The following is a 13,051-nucleotide window of genomic DNA, read 5'->3' on the forward strand; positions in this document are numbered from 1 at the left end:
CCAATGGCGAGCTGATGAACTTTTACCGGGTGACCAGGGATCAGTTTGAACCGCTGCAGAAAATGATCAAACGTACCCTGCATTGCCGGAATTCTTTCCGGCAGGCAGAGGTGATTTACCACAATCCGGATTTGTTCGACGAAGTCAGACGCGCCTGGGCCGTTTGGGTCATTTGCGCCCAGGCATTCTCTGCCAAGATGGACGGCCCATTCGGCTTCGACAAAACTGATAATACCACTTCAAAACGTATCGCCAATAAGCGGGAAAACTTTACCGAGGACTACAGCAAACGCCTGGAGAAAGTGCAAATTGAACATGCGGACGCACTTTATATCATTCAAAGCCGGGATCATGAAGGCGCATTTTTTTACTGCGATCCGCCGTATATCGGCTCCAATTGTGGGCATTACAAAGGCTACACAGATGCCGATTATGAAGCGTTGCTGCGCCTGTTAGCGGGCATAAAAGGCAAATTCCTATTGTCATCCTATCCATCAGATATACTCGACCGGTATATCAGCGAATATGGCTGGAATTTCATCAAAAGAGAACTCTTTGTAACGGTCAATGCCAAAGGCGGCAACCCCAAACGAAAGACGGAGGTGCTGACCGCCAATTATCCGCTGGCAGTGAAATAACCTGTGTGAGAACGAAATGTGAGGGGAAATGGAGTTAGGAATTAATACGATTTATCCGGGCGACTGCCTGGAAAACCTGAAAAAGTTACCGGATGACCTTGTACAGTGTTGTGTGACCAGTCCGCCTTACTGGCGGCTGCGTGATTACGGTGTTGCCGGACAATTAGGCGACGAGCGTACGCCCGAAGAATACGTCGGGAAACTGGCGGCTATTTTTCTTGAAGTAAAACGGGTATTAAAACCGGACGGCGTATTGTGGCTGAACCTTGGCGATGCCTATTGGGGATCGGGTAAGGTAGGTACAAGTGCGGCTTACCGATTAAGGCATACCGAATTTGGCAAGCCGTCCAAAAATACGGCTCGGTTTGGCTTACCGACAACCGGTAAACATCCGGAAATTAAAAAGAAAGACCTGATCGGCTTGCCCTGGATGGTTGCGTTCGCCTTACGAAAGCAGGGGTGGTTTCTCAGGCAGGACATTATCTGGCATAAACCGAATTCCATGCCGGAGAGCGTTACTGATCGCTGCACGAAATCGCACGAATACATCTTCCTGCTTTCCAAAAGCCAGAAATACTTCTACGATGTAAATGCCATCAAAACAGCCGCTAAGGGAAAGACGGAATACGACAGAACTGCAAGGGTATCCAGGAAAGGCGTCTGCGATAAGCTGGTCAATTGCTTCCGGAAACAGCGTGGTCCTTATGACACCGCCAACCGGCGCTCGGTCTGGAGTATTGTTAATGTACCCTTTAAGGGAAGTCATTCTGCTGTTTTTCCACCGCAAATACCGGAGCTGTGTATCAAGGCGGGCAGTCGCGAAGGCGATATTATCCTCGACCCCTTCATGGGTGCTGGCACAACAGCTTTAACTGCTCAAAAACTTAACCGGCAGTATATCGGCTTTGAGATCAATTCGGAATATATCGCGCTGGCAGAAAGTAGATTAAAAATAACTACCTGAGTTATATTACACTTTGGCCTCTGAGGGATTTTGAAAGTTTTAGCAGGCATGGATATTACCAGGGAACACGATATTACAATCGGGGAAGTAAAATCCTATGCCATGTTCGCACATTTCACAGATGAGCAGGCCAGAGAGGTCATAGATACCCTGAAACAACTATCTGTCATTATCTTCAAATATCATCAAAATAAGAAAAAAAGAGCTTTGAATCCGCAGGAATGATCCCGAAATTGGGTAGTCATTAATCACTGATCATTTAATAATTATGACAGAAATATCGATTTTTGATGCCTTTGCCAAAGGGAAAAAGTCATTTCGAACCGTCCGTGGGACGAACTGCGTTATCTACACGCGTGTAAGCAGCAAGGAGCAAGCAGATAATTTGAGTCTGGCTACCCAGTTAAAAGGCTGCAACCAATATGCCGAGCGTTTGGGTTATCAAATATTGGCGAATTTCGGCGGCACCTATGAAAGTGCCGAAACCGATGAACGCAAGGAGTTCAGTGCAATGATCTCCTATGTTAAAAAATCCAAAGAAAAAGTATCTTACATCCTGGTATATAGCCTGGAGCGGTTTTCACGAAATGATAACTCGATCTGGCTGAGTAATGAATTGCGTAAATTAGGGATTGAGATCGTTTCGGTAACCCAGCCCATTGATACTTCCAGTGCATCGGGTCAGATGCAGCAGAAAATGCTTTTCCTGTTTGGCGAATTCGATAATCAACTGCGCAAGCAAAAATGCATGGCAGGTGTCAAGGAAATGCTGTTTCGTGGAGACTGGCCCACCATGCCCCCGCTCGGGTTTGACGCGGTCAGGCTGAACAGCCAGCGCCGTATCGTCATAAATGCCAAAGGAAAACTTTTAAAACAGGCCTTTGAATGGAAAGCCTACGAAGGCTTATCCAATGAAGCCATCCGTGCAAGGCTTGCAGAAAAGGGATTAAGACTTAATCACCAGCGGATAAGTGAAATATTCCGCAATCCCTTCTATTGCGGTTTCATGGCCCATAACATGCTGGAAGGCCGCATTATTGAAGGGAATCAGGAAAAGCTGGTGTCCAAAGATGTTTTTTTAAAGGTCAATGGCTTGCTAGACAAAAACACGCACGGTTATCAGATTAATGAAGAAAATGAGGCCATCCCTCTTAAACGTTTTGTTCGTTGTGACCATTGCGGCAAGCCGTTGCGCGGTTATCTGGTGCGTAAAAAGAAAATTTATTATTACAAATGCAATACCGTAGGCTGCGGAAATAATAAAAACGCCGAATCATTAAATAAAATGTTTGCAACAATATTAAATGCGTTCAAGCTTGATGTTGCGACAGACCTATTACAACTTCTGAAAGAGCAGGCATTGGCTACATTCAACCAGTTAACCAAAGGTAATGAGGATAACTTCCAATTACTTCATAAACAGCACAAAGAGTTGATGCAAAAGATAAGCCGCCTGGAAGAACGATATATTGAAGAAGAGATAAATGGTGATTTATATAACAAGTTTTTGGGCAAATATGTCGCCGAAAAAGAAGAAATTGAACAGAATATACTAAAGACTTCAAAACAGGTGTCGAACCTCGAAGACTGCATCAATACGGCTATTGAATTTGCCTCAAAAATGCCGTTTAAATGGCTTTCTGCCAACTATTTGGTTAAACAGCATCTGCAATTTTTAGTATTTCCTGAAGGTATTGGCTATTGTAAGAAAAATGACGGGTGTCGAACCAATCGGATAAATTCCGTCTTTTTGTATATTGCTTATTTTCAGCAAATTATCACCAATAAAAAGAGCGGCATTCCAGAATTAAACCTGGATTTTGCCGCTCTTGCCGGTTTGGTAGCGGGGAGCAGGATCGAACTGCCGACCTTAGGGTTATGAATCCTACGCTCTAACCATCTGAGCTACCCCGCCGGATATTTTTTATCTTTTTACAGGCTATTTTTCAACAATTTGTCTTAAAAACTGCCTTTGTTTGCTTTAAACGTTATTCTTTATTACGCTGCCCGAAAATGGCATTAAATAAAGCGCTTACGCCGTAAAAAGAGTTTGCAAATATAGTAGAAATTCGTTTTCTTTAGAAAAAATGTTAAGATTTACGGCAAATCGTATTGCCGGCTGTTGTAAACCCTATGTCTGAAAAGAAGAAATTTAATATTGAATACGAAATTAAGTCGTCGCCCAGGATACTATACAGCTTCCTGAGTGAACCCAACGGGTTGACACAGTGGTTTGCAGACGATGTTTCTGTCAGGGACCAGGTTTTTACTTTTAACTGGGACGGAGAAGAACAAAAAGCAAAATTGCTTTGCACCAAGGAAAATAAACTCGTCAGATTTAAGTGGCTGGATGATGATGCTGACTATTTCTTTGAAATGGAAATATTACAGGACGAACTAACCAATGACGTAGCCCTAAGCATCACCGATTTTGCGGCAGAAGACACCCTGGGTGAAAGAAAATTAATCTGGGATAATCAGATTGAATACCTTATCAGCGTTCTAGGTGCATAGAGGGAAATAATTTTCCCTAATTTTGTATCGTGAAGAAGATTCATCTTTTATTACTCAAAGCATTTATCAGGCCGTTTATAGTCACCTTCATGATCGTCATGTTCGTGTTGTTGATGCTGTTCCTGTTTAAATACATTGATGACCTGATCGGAAAAGGCTTTGAGATCACCACCATTTTACAGCTAATGCTTTATGCCTCGGCAACCAATGTAGCCATGGCATTGCCGCTGTCTGTGCTGTTATCGTCCATCATGACATACGGCAGTCTGGGCGAAAACTATGAGTTGGTAGCTATAAAATCTGCCGGTGTATCCTTACGCAGGGCTATGTACCCGATGATCATCGTTGTGGGTATACTAGCTGTTGCCGCATTCATTTTCTCCGATAATATGCTGCCTGTTGCCAATAGGAAATATTACTCGCTTTTGTATGACGTTCGTCAGCAAAAATCGGCCAATCTGTTGCCCGAAGGGGTGTTTAGCAACAGCTTTCCCGGTTATTCCATACGCGTAAGTAAAAAAGACCCTGATGGGCAAACCTTACATGGTGTGATGATCTACTCTAAAAATGAAGCTGACAACAATACCAACGTAATGATAGCCAAAGAGGGGAGAATGTACCGTACGTTGGATAACCAGTTTTTAATCATAAGGCTTAAGGACGGTGTGAGGTATGAAGAGACACACGGCGACAAAAACTTTGAGATTCGCCAGCGCTTTACCCGTTTCCGCTTTAAGGAAACAGAACAAAAGTTCGACTTGTCGTTCATGAAACTAAAGCGGACTGACGAAAACTTATTCCGGTCGGCAGTGCAGATGATGGACCTGAAACAATTAAAGTACTTTGGCGATTCTACCCGCAGGCAACTGGATAGTGTTACAAAACTTAATTATAAACTGATCAGCCCATATATTAGATATTTCGGCATACCTAAGAAACCCGCAAATGCTGCGATTAAATATGTCCCATTCAAAAAAGATAAGATATTGGGCGAATTGAGCCTGCAGCAGCAGGTGGCTGCATTAATGAATGCGCAAAACGAGGTTCGCTCAGTTAATGATGTGGTAAAAAACCGCTCGGATATGTATAAGGACATGGCTAAAAGCGGGCGAAACTTTGCGTTGGAATATCAAAAGAAATTTGAGCTTTCAGCGGCTTGTCTTGCCCTGTTTTTAATCGGGGCGCCAATGGGGGCTATCATTCGTAAAGGTGGCCTGGGCATGCCGGTTGTGGTATCGGTAATATTCTTCCTGGTATATTATATAACATGGACGATAGGCGAAAAATCTGCAAAAGGCGGAGACCTGTCGCCAGTCATAGGCGAGTGGATATCCATAATCGTTTTAACACCAATCGGTTTGTTCCTATCCTATAAAGCAGCAAATGATTCTGTTTTATTCGATATGGAAGCTTATAAGCGATTCTTTAATAAGTTATTGAGGCGTAAAGAATAGTTGTAGTGGTTGTAAATGTTATAAAGGTTGTAAAAGTTGAAATGGTTGTAGTACAGTGTCAACCTTTACAACAACTACATCTTCTTCAACCTCTACAACCAACCCACAAGCAACTTTTACAAATATCCGACCGTAAATGAGTTAGGTATCGATTAACTTTGTATAACGTATAAATGTGCGTTGGCTTTATCAAAGCCTTTTTACACTACTGACACCAAAATGCTGAATACAATACCGGAAGCTATAGAAGCTATCAAAGCTGGAAAAACCATTATAGTTGTTGACGACGAAGACCGCGAAAATGAAGGCGACTTCTTAACTGCTGCACACAATGCCACACCCGAGACGATCAATTTTATGATACGTCATGGCAGGGGATTGGTTTGTGCGCCAATCACCAGTCAGCGGGCAAAAGAGCTGGAACTGGAACCCATGGTGACCAACAACACTACCTCGCATGAGACCAATTTTACCGTTTCTGTCGATCTGCTGGCAGGTTGTACTACCGGTATTTCTGCATCTGATCGCTCAAAAACGGTTTTATCATTAATAAATCCTTCTACTGTCCCGTCTGACTTGGGTCGACCGGGCCATATATTCCCTTTAATAGCAAAGGACGGCGGGGTATTGCGTCGTACAGGCCATACCGAAGCAGCTATTGATATGGCAGTTCTGGCTGGGTTTGAACCGGCAGGTGTGATCTGCGAGATCATCAAAGAAGATGGCGAAATGGCACGCCTTCCCGACTTGCTGGCGATGGCCAAAGAGTTTGATTTGAAGATCATTTCGATTAAAGATCTGATAGAGTATCGCCTTACTGCCGAAACATTGGTACATAAAGAGATTGCTGTTAAAATGCCTACTCAATGGGGAGATTTTGACATGATAGCCTACACCCAGTTAGATACAGGCGAACATCATCTGGCACTGGTTAAAGGAAGCTGGGAGCCGGGCGAACCTGTGTTGGTACGTGTGCATAGTTCATGTGTTACCGGTGATATATTCGGTTCATGCCGTTGTGACTGCGGGCCTCAGCTGCATAAAGCAATGGAGATGATCAGTAAAGAGGGTAAAGGTGCTATCGTTTACATGAACCAGGAGGGGAGAGGTATCGGCCTTATCAATAAACTGAGAGCTTATCATCTGCAGGAAAATGGTTTGGATACGGTAGAAGCAAATCTTAAGCTCGGCTTTAAGATGGATCAGCGTGATTATGGCATCGGCGCCCAAATATTGCGCAGCCTGGGTATCACCAAAATGCGGCTGATGACCAATAACCCTAAAAAACGTTCAGGATTGATGGGCTATGGGCTTGAGATTGTTGAAAATGTGCCGATCGAGATAAAACCAAACCCTCATAATGAAGCTTACCTGAAAACTAAACGCGATAAAATGGATCACGCTATTCTGCGCGATCATTGATTATTATTATCATCCGTTTTCTCATTAACAGCATGACTGTTGCTGCCCGGAGTTGTTCCTGAGTTTGGTGTTTTTATCGGCTCAGGAAGCGGGTTTATAGGTTGCCTCTTCTTACTGCCTCCGAATATATTTCTCAGGAACTCACCGAATGTGTCAAAGTCTCTTTGATAAACCAAACCGAGACCATTTACATACTGCGCTGTCAACTGTTGGTCTATGGTATTCAATACAGTACCGTTAAGGAGGCGATAAGAGTACCTTGCGGTCAAATTACCATTCCGGGTAATATAATATTGGGCGCTAAAGTCTTTTGACAAGTTGTTGAAACTTGAATTGAACAAGCTATTGTTGTTATAATATAAATCGTTGCCTGTGATAGCTGTGGAGTATAAGCTTCCACTCAGTACCACCCTTTCATTGAACAGGTGTAACGAAGCACTGGCATCGTTAAATGAACGAATGTTCAAATCGAGGCTTTTGATGGTGTTGGATTGGGAGATCAGTGTGTTCAGTTTATTGAATGCAAATTCGCTCACCGCTTCGGTTGCCGTGTTCAATGTTTGCTGACCTAACGCACCGTTATTGCCACCCGGTGTGAACCTCCTGGTTGCTATAATACTTAATGCCTGTTGCGTACGGTTATTATAATCGCTCAGGTAAGTGCTCAAATTCTCTTTGATAGAAGGATCGGTCGGGAAATTAAAATCAAAGTCGATGGTAGGCTGCAACAGGGATTTGGTTAATATCAGGTTCGCCTGAACTAAAACCAGCTCTTGTGGCAATGGTATACCAGCCGCAGAATAAAGCTCTTTAATATCAGTACGAACTTCATAAACCGCACGCATGTTTATTTCGGCGTTGTTAGGGTTGCCTGTCCAGCGAATAGTTCCTCCCTGTGTTACCTGGAAGTTTTTGCTGATCACATCCTTGGCTATAAATTCAAATTTGCCGGATGTGATCAGGAAGTCGCCAAACATGGTAAAATCACCAAGACTGCTGATATTTAGTTTCAAATTATTGGCAGTACCGGTACCCTCCAGTTTGCCATAATCAGTGGATATCTTTACGAGCGTTTTTTCATCCACAGTAAGGTCAAAATTTAAACTCACACCATTGAACGGGCGTGCTTTGACTACATTTTTGGCAGTATCCTTATGACTTACAAATTTTATAAAATCGTAATCTTCCGCAACTGTCGATGTATTTAGCGGAATATTAAATACCGTACCGGCATCTGTTTTTGCCTTAATGTCGATATTCATATTATCCGTTGGGCCGCTAAAGCTGAATCGGCCTGTGGCATAGGCTACACCATAATAAAGCCTGTTGTCTTTGAACGTGGTATTCAATGCCATAAAGTCTTTAGCATTCAGCACCACTTCAATATCCGGGTTCGAGATATCATTCAGATCCACTTTCCCGTTTGCTGTAGCCTCATGTCCCTTAATATCTTTTAGTACAAGTCCATCAACATTGATCACGCTATTGCTTACCGGAAGCTTACTGTTGATGATATAAGCTGTTTTTAAATAATTAACAGTTACGCCAGTATTACCCAGCGTAATATCACCATTAAACTGCGGGTTCGACAAAGTGCCGCTTAGCTTTAGATCAGTAGAAATGGTGCCTTTAAGATTCGATACCAGGTCGCTTACAAATGGCTCTAAGATAATAGCCTCCGCCTGGTTCATTTTTATATTGAAATCCAGTTTATCCTCGCTTTTTTTGCCGATCAGGTAAGCACCTTCAACATCCATTGTTTCAAGGCCGCGATTGATGATAGTCATTTTGGCATTAGCCTGTGTACGGGAAGTATCCAGCGAGGATGCGATCTTTACATTGCCGATCAATGTCTTATTCATCATAAAAGTATCGATGGCGAGGTGAGAGTCAAACACTGGCGATTTGGTAACGCTGCTTAATATCACGTCACCATTCAACGTACCATTCAGTCTCACATTAGCAGTACGAACCAACTGATCGAATGTTGACATCTTAAATTTCTCAAATTCTATCTTCAGCTGGTCTGCAGGATCGTCGGAGATGAAGCCACTTATACGGGCTTTTTGTCCGCCGTTTGAAAGCTCAAAGCCGGATACCTGGGTTTTGCCGTCGAGTAACCGTATTCTCACTTTATCAGTCAGCCGCCAGTATTGATGCTCCAATATGACGTCTGATGGTAAAAGCGAAAGTCGGGCGGTCGTGTCCCGGGCAAATTGTACTAGCCCATATAGGTCGAGCTGGTTGGTAGCATCTTTGTCTGCCAGCTTAATGTTAAAGGTAAGACTGTCTTTTTTTATGAAGTTTGAGATACTTATGTTCTTTACAAAGAGGCTGTCCGTAAAATTCACACGGCTTAAGGAAATGTTGGCCTCCATGTCCTTGTCCGTAGTGTTCTCGTCTAAAATGAAATCATGAAAAACAGTCTTCCCTAACTGAACAGTTTTGATATAGCCGTTAAGAGTAGCAGTCTTGTTTGCCGAATCAAACTGTCCCACAAATGTTCCCTGATCCGGAACTTTCACATTGGGTGCGTACATAGCCAGCAATGGCTCAAGATTCTTTATAGTCAGATTAAACGAAAACTGTTGGGGCTTCGGTGTAACAATCTCAGTCTTAAGCGAAGGGATATATTTCTTAAGGATCGTCTTAAAATAGGATGGTAAAGTGGCCAGGTCATAGCTTCCTTTAATGCCGGCATCAGCAAAATCTGATTTTAAATTGATCTCCCTAACCTTACCTAACCCGTTTGCCGCCAGATATACAGAATCAACCACATAGTTATTCCGGGGATCAGTAATCTTTATTTGCGATAAAAGCACCTTGCCTTCCGTATTATTAAAATCATGACCGTGGAAGTTGGCGGCAATATGCGTAGAAAGTGTAATGGTATCCTTCAGCAATTTTAGCGTATGTAACTTGGCATCGTCGATAGTTGCCTCGAAATTATACTCAGTTAATTTCGGATTAAAGTCTACGCTGCCGTTCGCATCCAGTTGAATGTTGCTGTCATCAATTGAAAGTTTAGCATTGGCTACCTTCTTTATAAAAGTGCCATTGACGCTCACATTGTTGTAATCGTATCCTTTGAACGTGATGTTTTTAATACTGGCGTTCAGTTTTTCAGTCAGGTCCTTTACTTTATCGCCGCTGCCGACTACATTGGCTGTGAGTGTAGTCCGGCCGAGATCGCTTTCATCGATCAGTGTTCCCAGGTCAAAGTTATAAGTGGATAGTTTACCGCTATAGCTTGGGATACCAGCTTTATTGATCTTCAGGTTAAGGTCCGAATCAAACCGGCCCAGCTTGGTTTTAAAGGTACCGTAAGCAATGAAATCATTTTGCAAACCGGTAAATCTACCCGAAAAATTGATCTGCCCGAATTTGGCTATTACATCTGGCACCTTTGCGGTTGGCGTACCGGTAAAGTTGCTATATAAATAATCAATATCTTTTTTATTTGTGGCAATCTGCTCAAAATTTAATTCGAGGAATGTGTTATCCCAGTCAGGTAATCCTTTCAGATTGAAATCACCCTTTACATAAGTCCCCTGACCACCGGTAACCAGCAGGTTTTTCGCTTTCAGGTTATTGACATAGCCTTTTATTTGTCCATCGAGACCGAGGTCGAATTTTACCTTTTCCAGTCCATCAGTAAAATATGCAATATCGCTCGATGCTATGCGCGAGTTTTTGAAGTCGCCCTCCATAAAAACCCGGTCTTCAATGTGATCGTTCACATCATCAAAACTCTTGAACTTCATCCTGAAATAGTTTTTCAGGTCAGAATGTGCAGTTTGCACATGCATATTGTGCACCAGTATCTGGTTGGTATCTACGGTGGCATTGCCGCTCAGGTTTCTGAGGTAAAAACCGCTGTTTTTTTCTAAAAGGGTGAGCTTGTGGATATTGCCTTTGAAGAGGTGGTGGACAAGATCCAGGTCAGTTACTTCAGCTGTAAAATTATGCACATCTACGTCATCAAAATTCACCTGCTTCATCAGCGTATCTACCAGAAAATTTTTATAGCGGAAGTGCAGGTTATTGATAGCGATCTTCTCAAAATCTATCGTACAGGGTTTGCTTTGTGTTCTAACTTTTACCGTATCTGGTGAACTGAAAAAATCTTCAAGAAATTTCAGGTTGCTTGTGCTATCCTTCAGTTTCTTCAAGTAAACTGACCCATTGTCCAGTTGCACCAAACTCAGGTCAAGGTGGCGTCTTTTTATGCTGGTCAGTAGCGAAAAACCGCTGATATCGACCGTTAGTTTGGGTGTGTTGATTAAAGTATCTTTTTGTTTATCCAGCACATAGAAATCTTCGAGTACTACTGTCGAAAATGGTTTGATATAAAGACTTTTGATGCTGACCTTGGTATGGAGTTTTTCGGAAAGGTAGTCGGTCGCCTGTTTGGCTGCCCAGGTTTGTACAGGTTTGTACTCAAATAATAGCAGGATGATGCTTATCACCAGTAAAATAAACAGCACGATCCCTAACGCTATATTGAGTAGTTTTTTAATAACTTTGCATTTTTAATTGGATGCGCAAAAATATGAATTCATCTATTGATAATCAGTTTAGTTTTTGCACATATTAACGTTTATTTCTTTGACTTTCTTCATTAACCAAAGTTTACTTAACTGGTTTTGAAGTTTTGAATTTTTAAGGTGCCTGTAATACTCGGAATCGAATCTTCCTGTGACGAAACATCAGCCTCTATCTGTGCTGATGGCAAAATTTTAAGCAATGTAATTGCCAATCAAACTATACACGAAGCCTATGGCGGCGTAGTGCCCGAACTGGCTTCGCGTGTACATCAACAGAATATCGTTCCCGCAGTACAACAATCTATTGTAAACGCAAAAATCAGCAAAAATGATATTGATGCCGTTGCTTTTACCCGCGGTCCGGGGCTGTTAGGTTCGTTATTGGTAGGCGTTTCATTTGCAAAAGCTTTTGCATTGGCGAGAAATCTGCCACTGATAGAAGTAAACCATATGCAGGCCCACGTGCTCGCTCATTTTATTGATGAACCGAAACCTTCATTCCCTTTTTTATGTCTAACCGTGTCTGGTGGTCATACTCAAATCGTTTTAGTGAAAGATTATTTCGATATGGAAATAGTTGGTCAAACCAATGATGACGCTGCAGGCGAAGCATTGGATAAAACCAGCAAGATACTAGGCCTGCCATACCCCGGCGGACCGATGATCGACAAATATGCCCGTCTCGGCAACCCGGATGCCTATCAATTTCCAGAGCCGCAAATACCTGGATTAAATTTCAGCTTTAGCGGATTAAAAACAGCTATTCTTTATTTCATTAGGGACAATACGAAATTGAATCCCAATTTTGTACAAGAAAACATTGCGGATATTTGCGCTTCGGTAGAAAAACGTATCGTTACCATCTTGTTAAACAAACTGAAAAAAGCAGCACAGCAATACGGTGTAAAAGATGTAGCATTGGCCGGAGGTGTATCAGCCAACACCGGTCTGCGCAACGGCTTGAAGCAATTAGGTGAAGAAATGTGCTGGAATACTTTCATCCCTCAATTTCAATACTGTACCGATAATGCTGCCATGATAGCCATTGCAGGTTATTACAAATACCTGAAAGCTGATTTTGCAGGACAAGATACTGCACCGCTGGCTAGAATGCCCTTTTAGTTTAATGAGTGAATTAGTGAGTGAGTGAATGATTTGAATATACCATGACTAACATCACGTAATTTTGTATTCAAAAAAATTATCTTTGCGCGGTCATTATAAAATTGGCTTGATGAGTGCAATCACTAATTCACTCATTCGCTAATTCACTAACTGAATGGGTGCAATCACTAACTCACTCATTCACTAATTCGCTAATTAAAAATGAGTGCTCCTTCAATAATTTTCTTCACTGTTTTTTTACTACCGCTTGTGGCGTTTTTTATCTGGCTGATGAGACAGGATAAACGCAAAGGCGCAACCGGCCTGATCGTACTGGCCATCATCGTTATCGGCGGCATTGTATACATGTACCTGAAAACCGGCGGAAACTAATACTCAAGGGGTAGG

Annotated in this window: 10 protein-coding genes and 1 tRNA gene; 9 read left to right on the forward strand and 2 right to left on the reverse strand. The window is 42.5% G+C overall.

The genetic code is table 11. The annotated features are described in order from the left end of the window. The 4 genes from VIM89_RS15450 to VIM89_RS15465 all read left to right on the forward strand — a co-directional run. The coding region (locus VIM89_RS15450) for a DNA adenine methylase (protein ID WP_488157073.1) at positions 1 to 638 on the forward strand (638 nt) is incomplete at its 5' end. 28 nt (positions 639 to 666) lie between these two features. Next, positions 667 to 1,602, forward strand: coding sequence for a DNA-methyltransferase (locus VIM89_RS15455; RefSeq protein ID WP_488157074.1), 936 nt, complete (start codon positions 667 to 669; stop codon positions 1,600 to 1,602). A gap of 30 nt (positions 1,603 to 1,632) precedes the next feature. Next, positions 1,633 to 1,827, forward strand: a complete 195-nt coding sequence (locus VIM89_RS15460) for a hypothetical protein (protein WP_488157075.1) — start codon at positions 1,633 to 1,635, stop codon at positions 1,825 to 1,827. A gap of 43 nt (positions 1,828 to 1,870) precedes the next feature. Continuing rightward, positions 1,871 to 3,484 carry a recombinase family protein gene (locus tag VIM89_RS15465; protein ID WP_488157157.1) on the forward strand — a complete coding sequence of 538 codons (1,614 nt, stop codon included), beginning with the start codon at positions 1,871 to 1,873 and terminating at the stop codon, positions 3,482 to 3,484. On the opposite strand, the gene VIM89_RS15470 is transcribed toward VIM89_RS15465, so the two are convergent. After that, positions 3,441 to 3,517, reverse strand: a tRNA-Met gene (locus VIM89_RS15470). The two genes, VIM89_RS15465 and VIM89_RS15470, sit on opposite strands and share 44 nt — an antisense overlap. Positions 3,518 to 3,735: 218 nt before the next feature. Between VIM89_RS15470 and VIM89_RS15475 the strand changes: the two genes are divergently transcribed. The 3 genes from VIM89_RS15475 (at position 3,736) to VIM89_RS15485 (ending at position 6,992) form a co-directional block, all read left to right on the forward strand. After that, positions 3,736 to 4,116, forward strand: coding sequence for an START-like domain-containing protein (locus tag VIM89_RS15475; RefSeq protein WP_488157076.1), 381 nt, complete (start codon positions 3,736 to 3,738; stop codon positions 4,114 to 4,116). Between the two features lie 29 nt (positions 4,117 to 4,145). After that, positions 4,146 to 5,570: an LptF/LptG family permease gene (locus VIM89_RS15480; RefSeq protein ID WP_488157077.1), complete on the forward strand. Its 1,425-nt coding sequence runs from the start codon at positions 4,146 to 4,148 to the stop codon at positions 5,568 to 5,570. A 219-nt stretch (positions 5,571 to 5,789) separates the two neighbouring features. Further along, positions 5,790 to 6,992 carry a bifunctional 3,4-dihydroxy-2-butanone-4-phosphate synthase/GTP cyclohydrolase II gene (locus VIM89_RS15485; protein ID WP_488157078.1) on the forward strand — a complete coding sequence of 401 codons (1,203 nt, stop codon included), beginning with the start codon at positions 5,790 to 5,792 and terminating at the stop codon, positions 6,990 to 6,992. Here the strand turns inward: VIM89_RS15485 and VIM89_RS15490 are convergent. Further along, positions 6,986 to 11,479 (reverse strand): translocation/assembly module TamB domain-containing protein, encoded by a 4,494-nt coding sequence (locus VIM89_RS15490; RefSeq protein WP_488157079.1) that lies wholly within the window; start codon positions 11,477 to 11,479, stop codon positions 6,986 to 6,988. The two genes, VIM89_RS15485 and VIM89_RS15490, sit on opposite strands and share 7 nt — an antisense overlap. 180 nt (positions 11,480 to 11,659) lie before the next feature. Here VIM89_RS15490 and tsaD point away from each other — a divergent pair, with 180 nt between their 5' ends. After that, on the forward strand, positions 11,660 to 12,661 hold the full coding sequence (gene tsaD, locus VIM89_RS15495) for a tRNA (adenosine(37)-N6)-threonylcarbamoyltransferase complex transferase subunit TsaD (protein ID WP_488157080.1): 1,002 nt from the start codon (positions 11,660 to 11,662) through the stop codon (positions 12,659 to 12,661). 204 nt (positions 12,662 to 12,865) lie between these two features. Beyond that, the gene (locus tag VIM89_RS15500; RefSeq protein ID WP_488157081.1) at positions 12,866 to 13,036 is read left to right on the forward strand and encodes a hypothetical protein; all 171 of its coding nucleotides are present in this window, start codon (positions 12,866 to 12,868) and stop codon (positions 13,034 to 13,036) included. The last annotated feature ends 15 nt before the right edge of the window (positions 13,037 to 13,051 follow it).

The organism is Mucilaginibacter sp., from assembly GCF_036568825.1.
Lineage (GTDB): Bacteria > Bacteroidota > Bacteroidia > Sphingobacteriales > Sphingobacteriaceae > Mucilaginibacter.

What these genes read in the sequence shown, in the direction of transcription:
- VIM89_RS15465 (WP_488157157.1), top strand. Translation starts at nt 1,871, where the DNA reads ATGACAGAAATATCGATTTTTGATGCCTTTGCCAAAGGGAAAAAGTCA.
- VIM89_RS15500 (WP_488157081.1), top strand. Translation starts at nt 12,866, where the DNA reads ATGAGTGCTCCTTCAATAATTTTCTTCACTGTTTTTTTACTACCGCTT.
- VIM89_RS15455 (WP_488157074.1), top strand. Translation starts at nt 667, where the DNA reads ATGGAGTTAGGAATTAATACGATTTATCCGGGCGACTGCCTGGAAAAC.
- VIM89_RS15475 (WP_488157076.1), top strand. Translation starts at nt 3,736, where the DNA reads ATGTCTGAAAAGAAGAAATTTAATATTGAATACGAAATTAAGTCGTCG.
- VIM89_RS15485 (WP_488157078.1), top strand. Translation starts at nt 5,790, where the DNA reads ATGCTGAATACAATACCGGAAGCTATAGAAGCTATCAAAGCTGGAAAA.